This is a genomic window from Pseudomonas anuradhapurensis (genome assembly GCF_014269225.2).
In the GTDB taxonomy this organism is placed as follows: domain Bacteria; phylum Pseudomonadota; class Gammaproteobacteria; order Pseudomonadales; family Pseudomonadaceae; genus Aquipseudomonas; species Aquipseudomonas anuradhapurensis.
On sequence record NZ_CP077097.1, the window covers coordinates 794,238 to 815,245 of the forward strand.

A 21,008-nucleotide genomic window follows, 5' to 3' on the forward strand; every position below is an offset into this window, starting at 1 on the left:
GGATGATTGCCGTGGCAGCACTGGCCTTGCCGATGCTGGCCGGGGCCGAGGAAATCGGCCAGGTGTCCACCGTGTTCAAGTTCCTCGGGCCGAACGACCGGATTGTCGTCGAGGCGTTCGACGACCCCAAGGTCGAGGGCGTGACCTGCTACCTGTCGCGGGCCAAGACCGGCGGCGTGAAGGGTGGGCTGGGGCTGGCGGAAGACCGGGCCGAGGCATCGATTGCCTGCCGTCAGGTGGGGCCGATCAACTTCAAGGGTGAGCTGAAGGATGGCGAGGAGGTGTTCAAGGAACGCACCTCGCTGGTGTTCAAGACCATGCAAGTGGTGCGCTTCCTCGACAAGAAGCGCAATACGCTGGTGTACCTGGTGTACAGCGACCGGATGATCGAAGGCAGCCCGCAGAATGCGGTGACGGCGATACCAATCCTGCCTTGGGCGCATTGATCGCCTGGTAGAACCTGGGAGGCCGTTGGCCTCCATCGCGACACAAGGCCGCTCCTCCAGGGATTCGCGTATTCCGGTGATACGCAAATCCCTGTAGGAGCGGCCTTGTGTCGCGAAAGGGCCGCAAAGCGGCCCCACGCTCTCTGTCAGGCCAATTCCTCGGCCTGATCTTCGCGCACAACCGCCTTCACCTCATCCCGACGGCTGATGTACTTCCAGTCCGCCTCGTCGATGTAGATGCCGTTCGGCCCGCTGCCACCTTCCAGGTCGATTGCCACGCGCGCCGACACCTGCGGCTTCACGCTCGCCAGAATCGGCACGAAGCCCAGCTGCAGGCTGGTCTCCAGCAGCGCGGCCTGGTTGCGTTCGTCGATGTCCGCCGCTTCGTCCAGGTAGTACGGCAGGCGGATGCGCCCGGCCAGGTCACGGTCCATCAGGTGCAGCAACAGGTACATGTTGGTCAGCGCCTTGATGGTCATGGTGGTGCCGTTGGAGGCCGCGCCGTCGATGTCGGCGTGGATCACCGGCTGGCCGTTGACCTTGGTGATCTCGAACGCCAGTTCGAACAGGTCCTTGAGGCCCAGCTGGTTGTGGTTGGCCGCCACCAGGCGTGCCAGGTACTCCTTGGCCTCTTCGTTCTTGTTGTCCTGCTCGGCGCTTTGGGTCAGGTCGAACACCGACAGGGTCTCGCCCTCTTCGTACTGGCCGGCGCTGTGGATGATCTGGTCGATGTGCTTGAGCGCCTCCTTGTTCGGTGCCAGCACCACGCGGAAGCTCTCCAGGTTGGACACCTGGCGCCGGTTGATCTCGCGGTTGAACAGGGCCAGCTGGTGCTCGAGGCTGTCGTAGTCGCTACGGATGTTGCGCAAGGTCCGGGCGATGTCGGTGACCGCGGCGCGGCGGGCCTTGGCCAGGGTCAGGGCCTCGTCGGTGCGGTGCGCATAGGCGTTCACCAACAGCTGCAGGCGGCGTTCCATGTCGTCTTCGCTGTCGAACTTGGCCACGCCTTTGAGGCGCACCTGGGCGTACAGCGCCTCGATCTGGTTGTCCACCCGCTGCAGGCTCTGCCAACTGTCCTGGTAGTCGTTGAGCAGCGGCAGCAGGTTGTCCATCGAATCGTCGATGGCCTCCATGTACGGCGTGCCGAAGGGCAGGTCGGCCGGCAGCAGCTGGCGACGGCGCAGGGCGTCTTCCAGGGTGCGCTGCTTGGCCTCGAGGTCGCCGATCTGCCGGCCAACCAGCTGCAGCTTGGCCGACAGCTGCTGGACGCGCTCGGTGAAGGCATCGCTGGAGCGCTTGAGTTCGTCCTGGGCGGCTTCCAGCTGCGCCAGTTGCTCCAGTTTCTCGGGCTCTTCGGCGGCCAGGGTTTCGCTGCGGCGGAAGTCTTCCAGCGCTTTCTGCGCGTCCAGCACCTGCTGGTACAGGGCTTCGGTCTGGGCCTTGGACGCGGAGCGGTCGGCGGCTACGGCTTGCTGGGTCTTGAGCTGCTTCAGCTCTTTTTCCAGGCGCTCCTTCTGGTCGCGCAGGGCGGCGCGGTCGGCCAGGGCCTGCAGTGCCGGCGGGTCGATGTGCGACAGGTCGATGGACAGGCCGGGCGCCTCGAAACGCTCGCCCTTGAAGCCGTCGAGCACCGCTTCCAGCGATTTTACCCACAGCTCGCTGTCATCCAGCTCGATCCCCCGGTCGCCCAGCGGCAGGCTGAACAGGGCCCCGTTGAACAGGCGCATAAGGCGGTCGACGTCCTGCTGCGAGAACTCTTCGCGCAGGCGCGCGTAGCTGTTGTTGTCGGCGTGGTCGAGCTGCTGGCGTACCTGCTTCAGGCGTTTTTCCAGGTCGCGCACGCGTTCGTCCAGGTCTTCGGCACTGAACTGCCGCGACTGGGCCAGGGCGCCGGCCAGTTCGTCGTGGGCGTCCTTGGCCGCCAGCAGCTGCTGCTCCAGGACCTTGACGTCATCGACCAGGGCAAAGCGGTGCTTGAGCACCGACAGCTCGCCCAGCCAGCGCTGGATGCCGGTGATTTCCCGCTCCAGGCGCATCAGCTCCTGGGTGCCGCCGCGCTGGTCGTTCTGCAGGCGGTCTTGCTCGCCACGGTAGTGCTCGGCCTGGATTACCAGCTCTTCCTTGCGTGCCATGGCGTATTCCTGCCAGGTCGCCAGCAGGGTATCGAGCACGGGTGAAATGCGGTGCAGCTTGCCGCGCAGGATGTCGCGCTGCGCCACACCACCGGCCAGAGCCTCGACCAGTGGGCCGGCGGCGACCAGGGCGTTGTAGTCCTGTTCCATGCGGCGTACGTCGCGGAAGGCCTCTTCGCAAGCGGCGATGTAGTCGACACTGCCGGAGCGCAGGCTGTGCTCGAAGGCATCGAGGAACAGCTGCTTGAGCTTGGCGGCGGTGATCTCGCGCATGTGCAGCAGGTTGATGAACAGCGCGCGGAAGGTTTTCAGGCTTTGCTCGCTGGTCGAGCGCAGCGGGATCATGGTCAGGTCCAGCGGCACCGAGGTGTGGCCGCCGACCAGCAGCCGGCGCAGCTCGTCCGGCTTCACTTCATAGGCCTTGATGCCCAGGCGTTCGAGGTTGGTGAACAGCTCTTTCTGACGCAGGCAGGTGTCGTTCTTCTGGTAGTGGGCCAGGTCCAGCTCGCCCTTGTAGGCGAAGAACTGGTGGCCGAAACCGCCGCCCGGGCCACGCCCGACCACGCCGATCACGTGCGGGCCGTGGGGCAGGCTCAGCTCGCAGAGGATGTACGAGGTGTCGCTGGCGAAGTAGAAGCGGCGCGACTGCTCCAGGCTGTACTTGCCGAAGCTCATGTCCGACATGCGTGCCAGGATCGGGAACTGCAGGGCGTTGATCGACGCCGATTTACCCAGGTTGTTGGCACCGTAGACCGACAGCGGCTGTTCCAGCGGGAACAGGCCAAGGCTGTAGCCAGCGGTGTTGAGCAGTGCGAAGCGGCGGATGCCGTAGCGTTCCTGGCTCATGCGTCAATCTCCTGTTGCTCTTCGCGGATCGCCCGGGCCAGGGCTTCCTCTTCGCTTTCCTCGCCCTCGAAGGGGCTGAGGTCGAGCGGGTCGTCGGTGCGGTTGAGTTCTTCGGGGCTTTCTTCCTCGACCAGCACCGGGGTCGGCAGTGGCAGGTCGCTGTGCAGCGTGGCCGCCAGGTCGCGGTCCTGCTGCACCGCCAGGCACACGTCGAGGAAACGGTGCATCGGCGGCAGGAAGCGGTAGATACCGCCTTCCTCGAAGGCGAAACCGAGCTGGGTCATACGCCGGAGGATTTTTTCTTCCAGCTCGTCCACGGTCTGCACTTCGGCCTGCAGGAACAGGTCGCGGTACTTGTCCAGCAGCGACGGCAGTTCGTCGCGGCCAATGCTGCCGCCGTCGAGCACGGCCATCGGGTCGCGGCCCTGGTCGGCCAGGTGCTCGACCAGGATGAAGGTGAACAGCGACAGGCGCTGCGCGGTCTTGTTGACCTGCGCGGCGCTCAGGTCCGGCACGAAGTAGTAGAAGCCACGGGTGTCGCACACCAGTTCGAAGCCCAGGGCCTTGAACAGGGTGCGGTACTGGTCCTGGAAGTTCGACAGCTGGGCATACAGCTCGGGGTCGCGGCGGCTGACGTGGAAGCCTTTGAACAGCTCGCGGAAGATCGGCGCGAGCTGGGACAGTTCGGAAAGATCAAGATGCATGGGCTGGGCTCGCGTTGGTTTCGGTAGACGCAGTGGCGTCTTCGCGGCTGGAGGTCAGGGCGAACGAGCGCAGGCTGACCAGGTGTTCCTGGGTGGTGTACTCGCGGCGGTCGAGGCGTTCGCGCTTGAAGCGCTTTTCCCGCGACAGGCGCGAGAACCAGTACAGCAGCTCGTCGGTGGCGCTTTCCGGTTCCTGCTCCAGCAGCCAGACCATCAGGTCGGGCAGCGGCAGGGCCTGTTCGCAGCGTTCGGCCATTTCCTTGACCGTGCGCGGTGCGCGCGGCAGGACGCCGGACTGGGTCTTGTGGGCCTTGGGGAAGCGCGCCGGCTTGGGCTCGAAGCGAGCCAGGGCGTAGACGTAGGCTTCAACCTGGCTGGCACTGCCGAGGAAGGTGCTTTGCGGGCGGGTGAACAGCGGCATGGCGGCTTGCGGCACGGCATCGATGCCCTTGCGCCGGATCACTGACAGGGCCAGCGCGGCGCCACGGGTCACGGCGTTGTGCCGGCGGGCTTCTTCACGCAGCGGCAGCAACAGTTCGCGGGCGTGGCGCAGGGTCAGCTGGGCGCTGGTCTGCATTTCCAGGATGCGTGCGTGGGTGCGCAGCAGCATGTCGTCGTCGACCAGGTGACCCAGGCGCGCCTGTTCGCCGAGCAGCTTCAACAGCACCGTCTCGACCTTGCGCACGCCCTGCTCGAAGGCGCCATCGGCGTTGACCAGCTGGATCATCGGCTCGACGTATTCGTCCCAGGTGGCGAGCACTTCGGCATAGCGCTGGCGCAGCGGGATCTGGCGGTTGCTGGTCTTGGCCCGTTCGGCCACGGCCACCAGTGCCTGCTCGTCATTGTCGAGTTTCTTCAGCACATCGCGCACGCGCATGTCGAGCAGGCGCAACTGGCGCGCCAGGTCGTCGCTGTCGCGGTTGTCGAAGGCATCCTGGATATGCCCGGCCAAGCGCTCCAGGTGGCGCAGGTAGGCTTCGATCTCCAGGCACAGGCCCAGCCGGTGTTCGCGGCGCAGGTAGGCGAGGAAGTCGTGGATCTGCGCGTTGAGCTCGAAACGGTTCGGGCTCTTGGCCACCGGGACCAGGATGTCCAGGCGGATCCACACGTCGAGCAGCTGGGTGATGTCCTGCGGGGTGCTCTCGACCTGCTGGCGGGCGACGTGCTGGCGCAGTTCGACCAGGCTCAGGGTGCCCTGGTCGAAACGCTCGCACAGCGGCTCGATCAGGGCCCAGTGTTCGGCTAGGGCGCGCAGGACGCGCTTGGGTTCGATCATTGGCTTCGACTCGTTGCCAAGAAAAAGGGGGCGATTGTACTGCATCCGGGGGGGAGGTTTTCACCCCTTGGTCTGTAATGCGAGATAACCTTTGCTTCTATAAGGGATTCACTGGCCTCTTCGCGGGCTCGCCCGCTCCCACAGATCCTCCATGCACCTCAAACTGTGGGTGATACCTGTGGGAGCGGGCGCGCCCGCGAATGCGTCGGCACAGGCATCAAAAATCCGCCGACCAGTTGCGGCACTCGCATGCCAACAGCGTTAGAATGCGCAATTGTCTTCACCCCTCGGGACCCCGCACCTTGCTCACCGAACCCCGTCGCCGCGCCTACCTTTCCGCCATGCAAGTGGTGCACTGGCTGCCGCGCGCCGAACTGCCGTTCGCCGCACCGTCGCGGCCCGAGCTGCTGCTGCCGGTGGCACCGGTCGAGGACGTCGATTTCCAAGCCCGGCCCGCACCAGCCACCAACGAAGCGCCCGCCGCCCCACAAGCGCGCGCCGGCGAGCGGCCGAAAATCGAGATACCGCGCCCGGCCAGTCTGCCCAAGCCGGCCGCCAAAGCCGCCGAGGCCGAGGAGCCGGTCGCCGCTACCCGCCCGGCACCGGTGCCGCCCCCGCGCTTCTCGCTGCAGCTGCTGCGCGCCGGCAACTGCCTGCTGCTGGTGGAATTGGCCACCGGCCAGCCGTTCCAGAGCCGCGACCCGTCCTACCTGCTGCTCAAGGACATGCTGCGCGCCGCCGGCCTGCCCGATGCCCCGCAGATCATCGGCGAACCGGTGCGCTGGCCGCTGCTGGTGCGCGGCAACCTGGACCAGGGCCCGGAAGCCGCGCGCGACTTTGTCCAGGGCTTTGTCCAGGCACGCCTGGAAGACGCCCCGTGCGCCTGCCTGTGGCTGGTCGGCCTGCCGGCGCTGCGCTTTGCCGCCAATACCGACAGCGACGCCTATTACCAAACCCTGACGCTCGACGGCCTGGGCGACGCCTGGGCCTTGCCGGGCCTTGAACTGTTGATGGACGAGCCGCAGCGCAAGGCGGACGTCTGGAAAGCCATGCGCCAGCTGATGGCGCGCTGGAAGAGCGTTGAATGAGTGACTCGATCAGCTTCCGCCCAATGACCGAGGCGGATCTGGATGCCGTACTTAAAATCGAATATGCCGCGTTCAGTCATCCCTGGACCCGTGGGATCTTCCAGGATGCGCTCAAATCCTACGAAGTCTGGCTGATGTTCGACGGCCAGCAGCAGGTGGGGCATGGCGTGATCAACGTGATCATCGACGAGGCGCACCTGCTCAATATCACGGTCAAGCCGGAAAACCAGGGCCGCGGCCTGGGCCTGCGCCTGCTCGAACACCTGATGGCGCGGGCTTACCAGCTCAATGGCCGTGAGTGCTTCCTGGAGGTGCGTGCCAGCAACCAGTCGGCCTATCGCCTGTACGAGCGCTATGGTTTCAACGAAATCGGTCGCCGGCGCGACTATTACCCGATCGCCGGCGGCCGCGAGGATGCGCTGGTGATGGCCTGTACCCTGCTCGAAGACTGAGCGGGCCTGCACGGGCCCCTTCGCGGGCATGCCCGCTCCCACAGATGCAATGCAAGGCCTGAGGCCTGTGGTTCAGCTGTGGGAGCGAGCGTTTTCACAAATAGACGGTATGCCGGTCACAAGCCCTGCGGCTGAGCCTCGACCGGCTTGTCCAGCTCGCGCAGGCTGCGGGTCACGCTGGCGGTGTTGCATTTTGCCGCAGCCTGCTCTGGCGTGTACTTGCGCACAGTGCGGAAGAACAGTTCACAGGTCTGCTTTTTCTGTGTCACCTGCCACTTGGTTGCGCAGGCATCCAGCGTCAGCTTGGCATCGGCGCGTTGATTGCGCCCCATCCCCGCCTGCCAGCAAGCCGCTGTCAGGTCCTGGCCCATCATCTTCAGCCCGGCGGCATCGGCGGCGTCCTGATCGCCACCGTGGCTGTCCTTGTCCGCTGCATACCAGATGGCACTCGGGTGGTTGGCACCCAGCACCGGCACCTTGGTCCCGGCTTGCGGGCTGATGGTGACCAGCCCCAGCACATTCACCTGCGGCCCATATTGCTGCTGGATCCAGCTGCGCACTGGCGCGCCGAAGGCGACCATCGGCAGGGGCTTGGCGGGGTTCTGCAGGGTCATCTCGCTGACCATGCGCACCTGGTAGTCCTTGAAGTAGCTATAGGTGTCCTTCAGCGTTTCACCGGCGCTGGCCGGCGCGGCGATGGGGGCGATATCGATGATGGTCTGGTAGGCCGGGGTCTGGCTGGCGTCGACACCGTTGAAGGTCAGCAGCTCGGCCCAGCGGTCGGTGGTGTTGGAGCGCAGGTAGTCCTGGGCCTGGGTCAGCGAGTAATCCGGCGGGAAGTGCAGCAGCTCGATGCTGCGGCGGTTCTGCAGGGCCATCCCCAGCGGCAGGAACAGGTACCAGTCGTAGGACCATTTGCCGTCCTTGTTCAGCTGGGTCGCGCCCTGGTAGGCCAGTTCACCGGTGTCGAGCAGCTTGCGCAGGGGCTTGGCATAGCTGGCGGGTACGCCGCTGATGGTCGCCTGCAGGCGGTCGTTGTCGCGGCTCACCTTTACCTGGGCATCGGCGTGGCCGTCGCGCCGTACGCTCTGGGTCAGGTAGTGCTCGACGGTCTGTTCCAGGGTCCAGTCGCGATAGCAGATGACGTGGCAGTTGTTGGGGAAGGCGAACAGGCGGGTAACGCGCTGGGCGTCGCCCAGGTCGATACGCGCATCGGCCGCGGCCAGGCCGCTGAAGGCGAGGGCGATGAGGCCCGGTAAGGCAATCTTGTGCATGCTTAACTCCTTGTCGTGCGCCGCCGTGTTTGGCAGCGTTGCACATACTGGGGCAGGGAGAGCAGGGATGAAAAGGGCTAGATGGTTGCTGCTGGCGCTGGGCATGCTGGGGGCTGCGCTGCGGGCCGATGAGCGTGACTTGTGGATGTTCGCGCAATGGGCCGGGGACCATCAGACCCGGCCATTTCGCCAGATGCTGGTGGACGCCCGGCTGTATGGCGTGGTACCCATCCACCAGTTGCTGCGTTCGGCTTCGGACTGGCGGCTGTGCCGGGCTTCACCTTTTGCGCTGCCGCCTGCCAGCAACTGGCCGGCAGTGCGGGCCACGCTGTCGCTGATCAAGGTGCTTGACCAACAAGGCATCCTGCGCCAGTTCGAGGTGGTGTCGGCCTACCGTGACCCAGGCCTCAACCGCTGCGCGGGTGGTGCCGTGGGTAGCGCTCATACTCGCGCCTTTGCGGTGGATATCCTGCTGCCGGCGTGGGCCGACCCCAACCCGCTATGCCGTTTCTGGCAGCAATCCGGCCAGGCCTGGAACATGGGGCTTGGGCGCTACCCGAGCGGGCGCATTCACATCGATACCGCAGGCTATCGCACCTGGGGCGGTGACGGCCGTTCGGGTTCGTCGTTCTGCACCAGGCCCAGCTGAGCCAGGCAGCTGCGGCATTCGTCCGTCACCCAGGCGGCGAAGCGCTGGCGCTTGCCGCCGTCGTGCAAAGGCTGGGGGCTGAGCAGATGATAGGCCGAGCCGTCAGGTACAAAGCCGAAGGGGGCTTGCAACTGCCTGCTGTCGAGTTCGTCGCGTACCATCAGGGCGGAGGCCATGGCCAGGCCCAGGCCAGCGCTGGCGGCCTGGATCGACAGGTAGAAGTGCTCGTAGTCGCTGCGCTCGGCATGCCGGGCCTGCTGCCCGCTCAGGCGCAGCCAGGTGGGCCATGCCGCGGGGCGGGTGCTGCTGTGCAGCAGGCGCTGGTGGTCGAGCCGCACGCTGGCGGTGGGGTGGCACACCGGGCCGATCCATTCGTCACAGATCTTCACGCTGTGCAGCTGGTTGCCCCAATGGAAGTCGTCGCGGCGGATTGCCAGGTCGACACCGCTGCGGGTGAAGTCCAGCGGCCCGCCGGCAGCCACCAGGTGCAACTGCAGGTCGGGGTGGGCAGCATGAAAGCGCGGCAGGCGCGGGATCAGCCAGCGCATGGCGATGGTGGGCTCGCAGGACAGCACCAGTACATTATCGCGGCCCTGTTGTTGCAGGCGCTGCACAGCGCCTTCGAGTTGCTCGAAAATCGCCTGGGTGGTGCTGTGCAAGGTGCGGCCGGCCGGAGTCAGGAAAATGGCCCGGTTACGGCGCTCGAACAGTTCCACGCCAAGGCTTTCTTCAAGCAGGCGCACCTGGCGGCTGACCGCGCCATGGGTGACATGCAGGTGCTCGGCGGCGCGCACGAAGCTTTCGGCCTGCGCGGCGATGTCGAAATAGCGGAAGGCGTTCAGTGGCGGCAGCTTCATGGCGTCCCTGTTTGGCTGTGCCGGCCTCTTCGCGATTAAACCGCGAAGAGGCCGGCACAGGTTTCTATGATCAGTGAGAAAAACTAGCAGATTTACCTCACTTTAAATCGATTTTGCCTTGTCCATAAGCTCTCGATAATCAGCGAATCTGTGCATTTACATCGTCTATCGAGAGCCCCTTCATGACCGAACTCATCGCCATCGCCCTGTTCACCTTGCTCGCCGTCATCAGCCCCGGCGCGGATTTCGCCATGGTTACCCGCAGCAGTTATGCACAGGGCCGCAAGGCAGGGCTGGCTGCCGCCGTGGGCATAGCGCTGGGCGTGCAGGTGCACGTGCTGTACACGGTGCTGGGAATTGCCCTGATCATCAGCCACAGCCCGACGCTGTTCCTGGCCATGAAAGTGCTCGGTGCGGGTTATCTGATCTACCTGGGTTACCGGTTGCTGACCCGCCGCAGCCAGGTAAGCGTGAACGGGGAGGCGGGCCAAGCAGGCTTGCTGATTGCGCTGCGCACCGGCTTTCTGACCAATGCCCTCAACCCCAAGACCATGCTGTTCGTGATCAGCGCCTATACCCAGGTGGTTCAGCCGGGCAGCTCGCTGGCACTGGACTTCGCCTATGGTGGGTTCATGTCATTCGCTCACTGGGCCTGGTTCAGCCTGGTGGCGGTGTTCTTTTCCAATGCGGGATTGCGCAAGGCGATGCTGGCAAGGCAGCAGCTGGTCGATCGGATGATCGGCGTCGCGCTGATCGGCCTGGGCCTGGCCGTGGCGTTCGCCGGGGTGAAGTGAGGGAGGGCGGATTTTCTGCAGGCAAAGAAAAAGGGCTTACCTTGCGGTAAGCCCTTCGTCTTTGTTTGGTGGCTACACAGGGACTTGAACCCCGGACCCCAGCATTATGAATGCTATGCTCTAACCAACTGAGCTATGTAGCCGATGGCGCGCATTATTCTCTTGAACGGCCCCCCTGTCAACACTCATTTCAAAAAAAATTTGCACGCTTTCAAAAACTTAGCGGCCAGGCTGGGTTTCTGCCTGGCCTGATGGGATCACCCTGCCGCGACAGCGGGCATTTCGCCCAACGCTGGCGGGGACATTTGCAAGAAAAGCGCGACTGGATTGTAAAAAAGGTAGCTAGGTAGCTATCTATTTCCTGATAATCGGATCCCAGACTGCGGACGGAGACTCAGGGCCATGGCCATCAGTAGCGCCCCCACGGCATCCACCAGTGCGGCGGCGAGCCAAGCCACGCCGCTGGTGATGCGCATCATCGGTTTCTGCGCGCTGGCGCACCTGATCAATGACCTTATCCAGTCGGTACTGCCGGCGATCTACCCGATGCTCAAGGCCAACTACGACCTGAGTTTCGCCCAGATCGGCATGATTACCCTGACCTTCCAGATCACCGCCTCGTTGCTGCAGCCCTGGGTCGGCTTCTTCACCGACCGCCGGCCCGCACCCAACCTGTTACCGCTCGGCACCCTGTGCACCTTGGTCGGCATCGTGATGCTGGCTTTCGTCGGCAGCTTCCCGATGATCCTGCTGGCTTCGGCGCTGGTAGGCATTGGCTCTTCGACGTTCCATCCCGAGACTTCACGCATCGCCCGCCTGGCTTCGGGTGGCCGTTTCGGCCTGGCCCAGTCGACCTTCCAGGTCGGTGGCAACACCGGTTCGGCGCTGGGCCCGCTGCTGGCGGCAGCCATCGTCATTCCGTTCGGCCAGAGCCACGTCGCCTGGTTCGGCCTGGCCGCGCTGTTCTTCCTCGGCGTCACCCTGATGCTGCGCAGCTGGTACAAGGAACACCTCAACCAGGCCAAGGCGCGCAAGGCAGTACAGGCAACCCATGGCATTTCCCGCACGCGGGTGGTCGCGGCGCTGATCGTGCTGGGCCTGCTGGTGTTCTCCAAGTACTTTTACATGGCCAGCTTCACCAGCTACTTCACCTTCTACCTGATCGAGAAGTTCCAGGTGTCGGTGGCCAGCTCGCAGCTGCACCTGTTCCTGTTCCTCGGTGCGGTGGCGGCGGGTACGTTCTTTGGTGGGCCGATCGGTGACCGCATCGGGCGCAAGGCGGTGATCTGGTTCTCGATCCTGGGCGCGGCGCCGTTCACCCTGGCACTGCCGTATGCCGATTTGTTCTGGACCACGGTGCTGAGCGTGGTGATCGGTTTCATCCTGGCTTCGGCATTTTCCGCCATCGTGGTGTATGCGCAGGAGCTGGTACCGGGTAGCGTCGGCATGATCGCCGGCATTTTCTTCGGGCTGATGTTTGGCTTCGGTGGCATTGGCGCGGCACTGCTGGGGTATGTGGCGGACTTGCGCGGCATCGAATATGTATATGGGCTGTGCTCGTTCCTGCCACTGTTCGGATTGTTGGCGGTGTTCTTGCCGAGTACCGGTAAGCGCTGATATTGGCGGGGCGCGCAGCCGCCCCGGCGATTGACGACCTGGCCCCCTTGGCCTAGAGTGCCGCCTCTTTTCCCCAGCCACCTGCGTAGTAGCCACCGCAATGCGCCGTACCCAGTCCCTGCCACACGCCCGCCAGCCTGCCCTGCAGGCCCTGCGTCGTGCGTGGCCGAGCGACACCGTGCTCAAGCGCCGCCGCAGCGTGCTGTTTGCCTTCACTTTCTCGCCACACTCCGCCTGACCTGATCTGCGCTTTCGCGTCGCGCGCCGCCCTGGCGTGCGCGCCTGTGTCTGCACGTCTTTTCGGTTTGCAAGGAGTGGTACATGAACATGCGTTTGCTGGCGGGCCTATTGTTCGCCGTCTCGGTGGTGGGTTTCAGCCTGGGGGCCAGCCTGCCGCTGGTGTCGTTGCGCCTGCATCAAGCGGGGGCGAGCACGCTGGAGATCGGCGTCCTCTCGGCCATTCCGGCTGCGGGCATGATGCTCTCGGCATTCCTGGTCGATTTCTGCTGCCGCCATTTCACCCGGCGCACCCTCTATCTGCTGTGCTTCAGCCTGTGCACGGTCAGCATCGCCCTGCTCGAATCGGCGTTCGGTTCCCTGTGGCTGCTGGGCTTGCTCCGCCTGGGCCTGGGGCTGGGCATGGGTATCGCCATCATTCTCGGGGAATCATGGGTCAACGAACTGTGCCCGGAACATAACCGCGGCAAGATCATGGCCCTGTACGCCACCAGTTTTACCGGCTTCCAGGTGCTCGGCCCGGCCATGCTGGCCGTGCTGGGGGCCGACAGCCCATGGATCACCGCCGTGGTCACGGCCTGCTATGGCCTGGCATTGCTGTGCATCGTGCTGACCGTGCCTAACGACTATGTCGAACACGAAGAGGGCGACAAGAGCTTCGGCCTGGCCGGCTTCTTCCGCGTGGCGCCGGCGTTGTGCGTGGCGGTGCTGTTCTTCTCGTTCTTCGATGCGGTGGTGCTGTCGTTGCTGCCGGTCTATGCCAGCAGCCATGGCTTCGCCATGGGCGTGGCGGCGCTGATGGTGACGGTGGTGTTCGCCGGCGACATGCTGTTCCAGCTACCGCTGGGCTGGTTGGCCGACCGGGTCGAGCGTACCGGGCTGCACCTGGCCTGCGGGCTGGTGGCGATGGCGATCGGTATCGGCTTGCCCTGGCTGCTGAACATGCCCTGGCTGCTCTGGCCGCTGCTGGTGCTGCTGGGGGCCGTGGCCGGAGGCATCTATACCTTGGCGCTGGTGCTGATCGGGCAGCGCTTCAAGGGCCAGGACCTGGTTACCGCCAACGCCAGCGTGGGCTTGCTGTGGGGTGTCGGCAGCCTGGTCGGGCCGCTGCTGAGCGGCGCGGCGATGGACGTGGCGCCGCATGGCCTGCCGATGGCGCTGGCCCTGATGGCCGGCTTGTTCGTGTGCTTTGCCCGGCAGTCTTACCGGCGCGCGGGGCGCTTGCGGGCATTGGCGGACTGAGGTTGTTCAGGCCGCGTCGATGCTCACCCAATAGCGTGTGTGGTAATCGACCCGCACCGGCAGGCTGCGGGTGAGCAGTTGCAGGATCTGCCCGGTGTCGTTCAGCTGGTAGGTGCCGGACACCGCCAGCCCGGCCACCTCGGGGGCGCAGCGCAGCAGGCCCGGGCGGTAGCGGGCCAGTTCGGCGATGAACTCGCCCAACGGCATCTGTTGCACGCTGAGTACGCCGTCGGTCCAGCCCCACGGGTCGCTGCGCAGGGTCACCGCCTGGAAGCTGCCGCTGGCCCACACCTGCAAGGTTTCGCCAGGCAGCACCCGACGTGGCGAAGCAGAGGCGGGGAACAGCGTGACATCGCCCCGACGCACCGCCAGCAGCAGGCCGTGGTCGTTCTCGCGCAACAGTAGTTGGCCATCGAGGGTGGTCATTGGGCCGACGCGAGTGTCGATGCGGAATGGGCGCTTGTCGTTGGGGTTGCTGTCCAGGCTTATCTCGCCGCGCAGCAGTTGCAGCCGGCGTTGCCCGGCGTCGAAGTGCAGGTCGATGGCGCTGGCGGTGTTGAGCTGGATGTGGCTGCCATCGCTGCCTTGCAACTGGCGGCGCTCGCCGGTGGCGGTACGGCTGTCGGCCAGCAGCTGAGGCAGGCCCAACGGTTCACGCGCGGCCCAGCCCAGGCTGCCGCCCACGGTCAGCACGGCCAATAGCTTGAGGTGGTCGCGACGGCTGCTGCGCTGCCGCTGGCAGGTATCCAGGGTGCGCCGGCTCAGGTCGTTGGGCAGCCCGGCCAGCTCGTCGCCGAGGCGGCTGACCCGCTGCCAGGCCAGGGGGTTATGCGGATGGCTGGCCAACCACTGCTGGAACTGCTGCTGCAGACGCGGGCTGGGGCGGTCGAAGCGCAACTTCACCAGCCAATCGATCGCCTGGTCGACATGCGCCTGCGCGGGCGTGCTGTCAGGCGTCGGCATAGCGCAACCGGTAGCAGGCGCCCAGGGCCTTGGCCAGGTCGCGCTCGACCGTGGCCCGCGACACGTTCAGCCGTTGGGCAATCCGCACGATGCCCAAGCCGTCCAGCTGGGCCAGCAGGAATGCCTGCCGGGCGCGCGGCTTCAATTGCTGCAAGGCTTGGTCGAGGCGTGCCAGGGTATCGAGTATGAGCAGGCGATCTTCTTCGCTGGGCACGTCGGCTTCCGGCAGGTGGGCCAGGCTTTCCTGGAAGGCCCGCTCCAGCGCGCGACGACGGAACTGGTCGATCATCAGGCCCCGGGCGATGCTGCTGAGGTAGGCGCGCGGTTCCTTCAGTGGCGACACCTGGCGCGCCCGCAACAGCCGCACGAAGGTATCCTGGGCCAGGTCGGCGGCATGCTCGCTGCACCCGACCCGGCTGCGTAGCCAGCCGCGAAGCCAGCTGTGGTGGGCCTGATAGAGCAGAGCGACCTCGGCCGGCTTGAGCATGTCGTTGGTCTGCATCTTGGTGAAGGCCCGGTCCCGTGTGCATGCGATTGTGAATGGTTCTCAATTCTATGCGGGGATGATGCCGCTGGGCAACGGCATGCGCGCAATTAACGCGCAAGAACCGGCGTTTGTCTGGTGCACGGCTGCGCTAAGCTGGACCTGCAATCGACCTGATGGAGGTGCCATGATCCTCGCCGACCTTTCGCCTGACACCTACCGGGAGGCCACCGAATACCTGGCGGCGCTCGACCCGGACTGGGCGCGGCACATCGCCGCGACCGGGCCCTGCCTGCATCAGGCCACGCCGGGGCGTGAACCCTATGAAGTGCTGGTGCGGGCGATTGCCTACCAGCAGCTGCATGCGCGTGCCGCCGAAGCCATTCTCGGGCGGTTGCTGGCACTGTTCCCGGACAACGCGTTCCCAGGGCCGGAGCAGTTGTTGGCGGTTGCCCCGGAAACGATGCGCGCCTGTGGCTTTTCGGCGAGCAAGATGGCCACGCTTCAAGGCATCGCCCGGGGCCGGCTGGAGGGCTTGGTGCCGACTCGGGAAGAGGCCCTGGGCATGGCCGACGAGGCGTTGATCGAGCGGCTGGTGGCGCTGCGCGGGGTGGGGCGGTGGACCGTGGAAATGTTGCTGATCTACAGCCTGGCGCGTGCGGATGTGCTGCCGGTGGACGATTTCGGCGTGCGTGAGGGATACCGGCGGCTGAAGGGGCTGGACAAGGCGCCGACACCGGCGCAGATGCGCTCGTTGGGGGGCGGCTGGCGGCCGTACCGTACCGTGGCGGCCTGGTACCTGTGGCGGGCCTGAAGCAGCGCCTGCACAGGCAACAACCTATCTGGACACTGACTAATGAACCTTTACACCACCCCCGAGCAACGCTGGCAAGCCGTGGAATCCCGTGACCGCGCCGCCAGCGGCCACTTCGTCTACGCCGTACGCACCACCGGCATCTATTGCCAGCCCGGCTGCAAGTCACGCCTGGCCAAGCGCAGCAATGTCGTGTTCTACGATACCCCGGCCGCCGCCGAAGCGGCCGGTTACCGCGCCTGCAAACGTTGCACCGCGTCCACCAGCCCCACTCGCCATAGCCAGCTGGTCACCCGCGCCTGCCGCCTGATCGAAGCCTGCGACCCCGCGCCCAGCCTGGACCAGCTCAGCGCCGAGCTGGCGATCAGCCCGTTCCACCTGCACCGGCTGTTCAAGGCCGAAACCGGCCTTACCCCCAAGGCCTACGCCACGGCCTTCCGCGCCCGGCGCCTGCGTGCGCACCTGGTGGATGGCCAGCGTTCGGTCACCGATGCCATCTACGACGCTGGCTACAACTCCAACAGCCGGTTCTACGAAAGCGCCGAGCAGCGCCTGGGCATGCGCCCGCGGCAATACCGCGCCGGTGGTGCCGGGGCGACCATTCACTTCGCCCTTGGCCAATGTTCCCTGGGCGCGATCCTGGTGGCGCAGAGCGAGAAGGGCATCTGCGCGATCCTGCTGGGCGACGACCCCGAGGCCTTGTTGCAGGAGCTGCAGGACCAGTTCCCCAAGGCCCGGCTGATCGGTGGCGATAGCGCCTACGAACAGCTGGTTGCCGAAGTGGTGGGCTTCGTCGAAGCGCCATCATTGGGCCTGGCCCTGCCACTGGATGTGCAGGGCACCGCCTTCCAGGAGCGGGTATGGCAGGCCCTGCGCGAGGTACCGGCCGGCAGCCGGGTCAGCTACACCGAGATCGCCGAGCGCATCGGTGCGCCCAAGGCGGTTCGCGCGGTGGCGATGGCCTGCGCGGCCAACCACATTGCCGTGGCGATCCCTTGTCATCGGGTGGTGCGCCGCGACGGCGACCTCAGCGGCTACCGCTGGGGCGTGGCGCGCAAAGCGCAACTGCTCAAGCGAGAAACGGCACTCTCCTGATCGCCTGAAGCCGCGTAGAATCCCCCGCCAAATCGAATTGCAAGAGGAATATTCGATGAGGCGTGTCAGCCTTGCCCGTTACTGCCCAGGCCTGATGGTCCTGATGGCCTTCATGCTGGTTCTTGCCAACCCTGCCTGGTCGGCCCCGGCCACGCCGTTATCCAACCTGGCGGTCGCCGAAGCGCCCGTGCTGGATGAAAACGCCAGCATCGAGCAACTGAGCGAGCGCCTGGACCAGATCCGCCAGGGCGTTACCAGCGAGGCCAACGACGACCTGCTGGCGCAACTGCGCCTCGGCGCCGTGCAGGTGCAACGCCAGGCCGATGCGTTGAGTGCCCTGCGCACTGCCGACGTGGAAAAGCTCGACGACAAGCTCAAGGTCATCGGCCCGCGCCAGCCGGACGAGGCTGCCACCCTGACCCAGCAGCGCAAGGAACTGGAAGCTGAGAAAAAGGCGCTGGTGGCGCAGCAGGACCAGGCCATCAAGCTGACCCAGTCGGCCCGCGACCTGTCCACGCAGATCGTCAACCTGCGCCGCAGCCAGTTCAACTCGCAGATCACCAGCCGCGCCGCCTCGCCGCTCAGCCCGGCGTTCTGGCAGAGCATCATTCGCCCGACCCAGGACGATGTGGCGCGCTTGCGCGACCTGCGTGGCGAGGCAGCCGATGCCATCGGCAGTGCCTTCAGCGTCGAGCACCGCTGGTTGTTCATTACCAGCCTGGTGGCGGCCATCCTGGTCTGGACCCTGGTCCGCCGTGTGTTCGAGCGCCTGCTGGCCAGCGCCATGGTCCGCTGGCTGCCGGAAGGCCGGCTGCGCCGCAGTTCGTTGGCGCTGAGTGTGAGCCTGGCAACCCTGGGGACCATCGCCGGCTCGGTTTCGCTGCTGCGTTGGGGGCTGGAGAGCAGCGCCGAACTGGGCTCCGATATCGCCAGCCTGGCCAACCATGTGCTCGCCCTGGTGGTGTTCAGCGCCTTCATCACCGGCCTGGGCCGCGCCATGCTGATGCTCCAGCGGCCGTCCTGGCGCCTGCCGCCGATCCATGACGAAGTGGCCAGCGCGCTGGGCTGGTTCCCCAAGGTCCTGGCGCTGGCGCTGATGGTCATGATGACCATGGAACGCATCAACAGTGTGATTGGTGCCAGCCTGGCGTTGACCGTGGCGGTCAACGGTCTGACCGCGCTGGTGGTGGCGTTTACCTTCGCCGGTGCGCTGCTGTGCTACCGCCGTACCCTGCGCAAGCATGACCTGGAGCGCCCCACGGGCCTGGCCGGGTTGATTCCGTTCGTGATGGTGATCTGGCTGACGCTGATCCTGCTGGCGCTGCTTGCCGGCTACCTGACGCTCGCCTACTTCCTCACTGGCAAGTTGCTGTGGGTCAGCCTGGTCATCACCTGTGCCTACCTGCTGACCACGTTCTTTGGCGACCTGTGCGAAACCCTGTTGTCGCCGCGTCAGCCCGGTGGCCTGGCGCTGGCCTCGACCCTGGGCCTGGCGCCTCGTCACCAGGCCCAGGCCAGCACCATCCTTGCCGGTATCGGCCGTACCGTGGTGCTGTTCCTGGCGCTGTTGCTGGCGCTGATGCCGTCGGGCACCAGCCCCAGCGAGCTGCTGCTGAGCCTGGCTGACTGGGACGGCACCGGCGGCAAGTTGCTCGGCAACCTGAACATCGTGCCCCAGGACATCCTGCTGGCGCTGGCGATTTTCTTCGGCGGGCTGTTCGCCATCCGCGTGGTCAAGCGCTGGCTGAGTGAGCGCCTGCTGCCGGAAACCGACATGGACGCTGGCATGCGCGCCTCGTTGGTCACCCTGGTGGGTTACCTGGGCTTCATCTTCCTGGCCATGCTGGTGATGTCGACCTTGCGCATCAACCTCACCAGCCTGACCTGGGTGGTCAGTGCCCTGTCGGTGGGTATTGGTTTCGGCCTGCAGCAGATCGTGCAGAACTTCATCTCCGGCCTGATCCTGCTGACCGAGCGCCCGGTGAAGGTGGGTGACTGGGTCAGCCTGGCCGGTGTCGAAGGTGACATTCGCCGCATCAACGTGCGTGCTACCGAGATCCAGATGTCCGACCGTTCGACGGTGATCGTGCCCAACTCGCAGTTCATTTCCCAGAACGTGCGCAACGTGACCATGGGCAATGCGCTGGGCGTGGTCGGCATCACCCTGACCTTGCCGCTGGAGACCGATGCCAACCGCGTGCGTGAGCTGCTGTTGGCGGCGTACCAGGAGCATGAGGCGATTCTGGATGCGCCGGCCACTTCCGTGTCGTTCAAGGACCTGACCAGCAGTGGCATGGTGATTGGCGTGAGTGGTTACGTGGCGGGGCCGCGGCAGGTGTCGGGTACTCGCAGCGATCTGCTGTTCACCATCCTTGGGCGCTTGCGTGCCGAAGGTATTGCCTTGTCTTCGCCGCAGAGCATGGTACTGCTGCAAGAAAGCGCGCGGTCGGCTGACGAGACGGTGTGAATGCCGGGGGCTGCTGTGCAGCCCATCGCGACGCAAGGCCGCTCCTACAGGTATCGCGCCAGCACATGGACTGCGCATTCCCTGTAGGAGCGGCCTTGTGTCGCGAGCGGGCCGCAGAGCGGCCCCAGAAATCTAGCCCAAACACCGCGTCACATGTTTGACCGACTGATACGCCGACAACCCCCATGGCCCCAACTCGCGCCCGATCCCGCTGCCCTTGGTGCCGCCCCACGAAGTCTCGACGAACACCGCCTGCACCGAGTTGATCCACACATGGCCAACCTCAAGTGCATCGGCCACCCGCTCGGCACGCGCCAGGTCGGTAGAGCACACCGTCGCCACCAGCCCGAAACGGCTGTCGTTGGCTTCGGCAATCGCCTGTTCCTCGGTAGCGAAGCGACGCGCGCAGAGCACCGGGCCGAAAATCTCCTCGGTCCACAAGCGGCTGTCCTTCGGCACATCGGCATACAACGTCGGGCTGACGAACCAGCCGTCCCGGTCCAGCGCCCTGCCACCGGCCAGGCACTGCAGACCTTCTTCCCGCGCCGTGGCAAAGTAGCTGGCCACCTTCAGCCACTGCGCCTGGCTGGTCAGCGGCCCCATGTCGACCTCTTCGGTCAGCGGGTTGCCCACCCGCAGGTTGTCCAGGGCCGCCTGCAAGCGTGGCAGCAGCGCATCGGCAATGCCGTCCTGCACCAGCAACCGCGACGTGGCCGAACACATCTGCCCGGCGTTCCAGGTGATGCCGGCGACAATCCATGCCACCGCCTGGTCGACATCGCAATCATCGAACACCACGATCGCCGACTTGCCGCCCAGCTCCAGCGTCACTGGCCGACATTGCGCCGACGCGCTGCGCATCACCTGGCTACCGACGCTGTTGCTGCCGGTGAAGGACAGCTTGTCCAGGCCAGTGTGGTTGCTCAGTGCGGCGCCGGTCTCGGCCTTGCCGTTGACGATATTCAGCACCCCGGCGGGCAGGCCCAGGGCATCGGCGATCTGGCCGTAGGCCTGTTCGACCAGCGGGGTGACTTCCGAGGGCTTGAGCACCACCGTGCAGCCCGCTGCCAAAGCCGGGGCGAGCTTCCAGGCGCTGGTCACCAGCGGGAAGTTCCACGGCACGATCAGGCCGACTACACCCACCGGCTCCAGGCGGGTGCGTGCCGTGAAACCCGGGGCGGCCAGGGGGACCTCACGGTTTTTCGACGGAAGTTGCGCGGCCAGCTCGGCGTAGTAGTTGAACGTGGCAATGGCATCATCCAGGTCGATTTCCGCCTCGTGGCGCGGCTTGCCGTTGTTGCGCATCTGCACGCTGATCAGCGCTTCGCGGCGCTGGCCCAGTTGCTCGGCAAAGCCGCGCAGGTAGCCTGCGCGCTCGCCGGCGCTGGTGGCTTTCCAGGCGGGCAGGGCACCACGGGCGGCGGCCACGGCCTGGTCGACCTGGGCGGCGCTGGCTGCCATCAGTTCGGCGAACGGTTGCCCCAGCGCAGGGTCGTTGACGCTGATGCAATCGCTACCCTGGCCTTCGACCCAGCGGCCGGCGATGTAATGGGAAGTGGTCATGGTCAGTT

19 protein-coding genes and 1 tRNA gene are annotated in these 21,008 nt (G+C 65.6%); 11 read left to right on the plus strand and 9 right to left on the minus strand.

Annotated features, from left to right (window positions below; genetic code table 11):
• Positions 1 to 2: 2 nt before the first annotated feature.
• Positions 3 to 446, plus strand: coding sequence for a CreA family protein (locus tag HU763_RS03635; RefSeq protein ID WP_085617292.1), 444 nt, complete (start codon positions 3 to 5; stop codon positions 444 to 446).
• Positions 447 to 592: 146 nt separating this feature from the next.
• On the opposite strand, the gene mksF is transcribed toward HU763_RS03635, so the two are convergent.
• The 3 genes from mksF to mksB are packed head-to-tail and all read right to left on the minus strand — an operon-like array spanning position 593 to position 5,404.
• Positions 593 to 3,424, minus strand: coding sequence for an Mks condensin complex protein MksF (mksF, locus tag HU763_RS03640; RefSeq protein ID WP_186689225.1), 2,832 nt, complete (start codon positions 3,422 to 3,424; stop codon positions 593 to 595).
• Complete coding sequence (mksE, locus tag HU763_RS03645) at positions 3,421 to 4,128, minus strand: Mks condensin complex protein MksE (protein WP_170028210.1); 708 nt, start codon at positions 4,126 to 4,128, stop codon at positions 3,421 to 3,423. The genes mksF and mksE overlap by 4 nt, the downstream gene beginning before the upstream one ends.
• On the minus strand, positions 4,118 to 5,404 hold the full coding sequence (gene mksB / locus HU763_RS03650; protein WP_186689223.1) for an Mks condensin complex protein MksB: 1,287 nt from the start codon (positions 5,402 to 5,404) through the stop codon (positions 4,118 to 4,120). Before mksB ends, mksE begins: the two co-directional genes overlap by 11 nt.
• 302 nt (positions 5,405 to 5,706) lie before the next feature.
• Between mksB and HU763_RS03655 the strand changes: the two genes are divergently transcribed.
• Both HU763_RS03655 and rimI read left to right on the plus strand, forming a co-directional pair.
• Positions 5,707 to 6,492 carry an energy transducer TonB gene (locus tag HU763_RS03655; protein ID WP_186689221.1) on the plus strand — a complete coding sequence of 262 codons (786 nt, stop codon included), beginning with the start codon at positions 5,707 to 5,709 and terminating at the stop codon, positions 6,490 to 6,492.
• Positions 6,489 to 6,944, plus strand: coding sequence for a ribosomal protein S18-alanine N-acetyltransferase (gene rimI / locus HU763_RS03660; RefSeq protein WP_085626970.1), 456 nt, complete (start codon positions 6,489 to 6,491; stop codon positions 6,942 to 6,944). The genes HU763_RS03655 and rimI overlap by 4 nt, the downstream gene beginning before the upstream one ends.
• A 116-nt stretch (positions 6,945 to 7,060) precedes the next feature.
• Here the strand turns inward: rimI and HU763_RS03665 are convergent, their stop codons facing one another.
• Positions 7,061 to 8,218, minus strand: coding sequence for a hypothetical protein (locus HU763_RS03665; protein WP_186689219.1), 1,158 nt, complete (start codon positions 8,216 to 8,218; stop codon positions 7,061 to 7,063).
• Positions 8,219 to 8,285: 67 nt separating this feature from the next.
• On the opposite strand from HU763_RS03665, the gene HU763_RS03670 reads away from it, so the two are divergent.
• Positions 8,286 to 8,867: a D-Ala-D-Ala carboxypeptidase family metallohydrolase gene (locus tag HU763_RS03670; RefSeq protein WP_186689216.1), complete on the plus strand. Its 582-nt coding sequence runs from the start codon at positions 8,286 to 8,288 to the stop codon at positions 8,865 to 8,867.
• Here HU763_RS03670 and HU763_RS03675 read toward each other — a convergent pair.
• Positions 8,807 to 9,724 carry a LysR substrate-binding domain-containing protein gene (locus tag HU763_RS03675; RefSeq protein ID WP_186689213.1) on the minus strand — a complete coding sequence of 306 codons (918 nt, stop codon included), beginning with the start codon at positions 9,722 to 9,724 and terminating at the stop codon, positions 8,807 to 8,809. The genes HU763_RS03670 and HU763_RS03675 overlap by 61 nt on opposite strands.
• Before the next feature lie 182 nt (positions 9,725 to 9,906).
• On the opposite strand from HU763_RS03675, the gene HU763_RS03680 reads away from it, so the two are divergent.
• Entirely contained in the window at positions 9,907 to 10,518 is a 612-nt protein-coding gene (locus HU763_RS03680; protein WP_186689210.1) for a LysE family translocator, read from the plus strand.
• Positions 10,519 to 10,584: 66 nt separating this feature from the next.
• Here the strand turns inward: HU763_RS03680 and HU763_RS03685 are convergent.
• Positions 10,585 to 10,661, minus strand: a tRNA-Met gene (locus HU763_RS03685).
• Positions 10,662 to 10,920: 259 nt separating this feature from the next.
• On the opposite strand from HU763_RS03685, the gene HU763_RS03690 reads away from it, so the two are divergent.
• The 3 genes from HU763_RS03690 to HU763_RS03700 all read left to right on the plus strand — a co-directional run bounded on the left by HU763_RS03690 (position 10,921) and on the right by HU763_RS03700 (position 13,614).
• The gene (locus tag HU763_RS03690; protein WP_186689208.1) at positions 10,921 to 12,135 is read left to right on the plus strand and encodes an MFS transporter; all 1,215 of its coding nucleotides are present in this window, start codon (positions 10,921 to 10,923) and stop codon (positions 12,133 to 12,135) included.
• Between the two features lie 100 nt (positions 12,136 to 12,235).
• Entirely contained in the window at positions 12,236 to 12,373 is a 138-nt protein-coding gene (locus tag HU763_RS03695) for a hypothetical protein (RefSeq protein WP_186689205.1), read from the plus strand.
• A gap of 83 nt (positions 12,374 to 12,456) precedes the next feature.
• Positions 12,457 to 13,614, plus strand: coding sequence for an MFS transporter (locus HU763_RS03700; RefSeq protein ID WP_186689203.1), 1,158 nt, complete (start codon positions 12,457 to 12,459; stop codon positions 13,612 to 13,614).
• 6 nt (positions 13,615 to 13,620) lie between these two features.
• Here HU763_RS03700 and HU763_RS03705 read toward each other — a convergent pair whose 3' ends face one another.
• Both HU763_RS03705 and HU763_RS03710 read right to left on the minus strand, forming a co-directional pair.
• Positions 13,621 to 14,577, minus strand: a complete 957-nt coding sequence (locus tag HU763_RS03705; RefSeq protein ID WP_186689200.1) for a FecR domain-containing protein — start codon at positions 14,575 to 14,577, stop codon at positions 13,621 to 13,623.
• A complete protein-coding gene (locus HU763_RS03710; RefSeq protein WP_186689197.1) occupies positions 14,564 to 15,079 on the minus strand; it encodes a sigma-70 family RNA polymerase sigma factor in 516 nt (171 codons plus the stop codon). Before HU763_RS03710 ends, HU763_RS03705 begins: the two co-directional genes overlap by 14 nt.
• A 169-nt stretch (positions 15,080 to 15,248) precedes the next feature.
• Between HU763_RS03710 and HU763_RS03715 the strand changes: the two genes are divergently transcribed.
• From HU763_RS03715 to HU763_RS03725, 3 genes are read left to right on the plus strand one after another with little or no spacing between them, the layout of a single operon-like run.
• Positions 15,249 to 15,875 carry a DNA-3-methyladenine glycosylase family protein gene (locus HU763_RS03715; protein ID WP_186689194.1) on the plus strand — a complete coding sequence of 209 codons (627 nt, stop codon included), beginning with the start codon at positions 15,249 to 15,251 and terminating at the stop codon, positions 15,873 to 15,875.
• Positions 15,876 to 15,917: 42 nt separating this feature from the next.
• Complete coding sequence (ada, locus tag HU763_RS03720) at positions 15,918 to 16,970, plus strand: bifunctional DNA-binding transcriptional regulator/O6-methylguanine-DNA methyltransferase Ada (RefSeq protein WP_186689192.1); 1,053 nt, start codon at positions 15,918 to 15,920, stop codon at positions 16,968 to 16,970.
• A gap of 55 nt (positions 16,971 to 17,025) precedes the next feature.
• Entirely contained in the window at positions 17,026 to 19,437 is a 2,412-nt protein-coding gene (locus HU763_RS03725; RefSeq protein ID WP_186689190.1) for a DUF3772 domain-containing protein, read from the plus strand.
• Positions 19,438 to 19,569: 132 nt separating this feature from the next.
• On the opposite strand, the gene HU763_RS03730 is transcribed toward HU763_RS03725, so the two are convergent.
• Positions 19,570 to 21,000: an aldehyde dehydrogenase family protein gene (locus HU763_RS03730; protein WP_186689188.1), complete on the minus strand. Its 1,431-nt coding sequence runs from the start codon at positions 20,998 to 21,000 to the stop codon at positions 19,570 to 19,572.
• Positions 21,001 to 21,008 lie beyond the last annotated feature (8 nt).

What these genes read in the sequence shown, in the direction of transcription:
- HU763_RS03670 (WP_186689216.1), top strand. Translation starts at nt 8,286, where the DNA reads ATGAAAAGGGCTAGATGGTTGCTGCTGGCGCTGGGCATGCTGGGGGCT.
- HU763_RS03710 (WP_186689197.1), bottom strand. Translation starts at nt 15,079, where the DNA reads ATGCAGACCAACGACATGCTCAAGCCGGCCGAGGTCGCTCTGCTCTAT.
- HU763_RS03665 (WP_186689219.1), bottom strand. Translation starts at nt 8,218, where the DNA reads ATGCACAAGATTGCCTTACCGGGCCTCATCGCCCTCGCCTTCAGCGGC.
- HU763_RS03725 (WP_186689190.1), top strand. Translation starts at nt 17,026, where the DNA reads ATGAGGCGTGTCAGCCTTGCCCGTTACTGCCCAGGCCTGATGGTCCTG.
- HU763_RS03635 (WP_085617292.1), top strand. Translation starts at nt 3, where the DNA reads ATGATTGCCGTGGCAGCACTGGCCTTGCCGATGCTGGCCGGGGCCGAG.
- mksF (WP_186689225.1), bottom strand. Translation starts at nt 3,424, where the DNA reads ATGAGCCAGGAACGCTACGGCATCCGCCGCTTCGCACTGCTCAACACC.
- ada (WP_186689192.1), top strand. Translation starts at nt 15,918, where the DNA reads ATGAACCTTTACACCACCCCCGAGCAACGCTGGCAAGCCGTGGAATCC.
- HU763_RS03730 (WP_186689188.1), bottom strand. Translation starts at nt 21,000, where the DNA reads ATGACCACTTCCCATTACATCGCCGGCCGCTGGGTCGAAGGCCAGGGT.
- HU763_RS03675 (WP_186689213.1), bottom strand. Translation starts at nt 9,724, where the DNA reads ATGAAGCTGCCGCCACTGAACGCCTTCCGCTATTTCGACATCGCCGCG.
- HU763_RS03695 (WP_186689205.1), top strand. Translation starts at nt 12,236, where the DNA reads ATGCGCCGTACCCAGTCCCTGCCACACGCCCGCCAGCCTGCCCTGCAG.
- mksB (WP_186689223.1), bottom strand. Translation starts at nt 5,404, where the DNA reads ATGATCGAACCCAAGCGCGTCCTGCGCGCCCTAGCCGAACACTGGGCC.
- HU763_RS03700 (WP_186689203.1), top strand. Translation starts at nt 12,457, where the DNA reads ATGAACATGCGTTTGCTGGCGGGCCTATTGTTCGCCGTCTCGGTGGTG.
- HU763_RS03680 (WP_186689210.1), top strand. Translation starts at nt 9,907, where the DNA reads ATGACCGAACTCATCGCCATCGCCCTGTTCACCTTGCTCGCCGTCATC.
- HU763_RS03705 (WP_186689200.1), bottom strand. Translation starts at nt 14,577, where the DNA reads ATGCCGACGCCTGACAGCACGCCCGCGCAGGCGCATGTCGACCAGGCG.
- rimI (WP_085626970.1), top strand. Translation starts at nt 6,489, where the DNA reads ATGAGTGACTCGATCAGCTTCCGCCCAATGACCGAGGCGGATCTGGAT.
- HU763_RS03715 (WP_186689194.1), top strand. Translation starts at nt 15,249, where the DNA reads ATGATCCTCGCCGACCTTTCGCCTGACACCTACCGGGAGGCCACCGAA.
- HU763_RS03690 (WP_186689208.1), top strand. Translation starts at nt 10,921, where the DNA reads ATGGCCATCAGTAGCGCCCCCACGGCATCCACCAGTGCGGCGGCGAGC.
- mksE (WP_170028210.1), bottom strand. Translation starts at nt 4,128, where the DNA reads ATGCATCTTGATCTTTCCGAACTGTCCCAGCTCGCGCCGATCTTCCGC.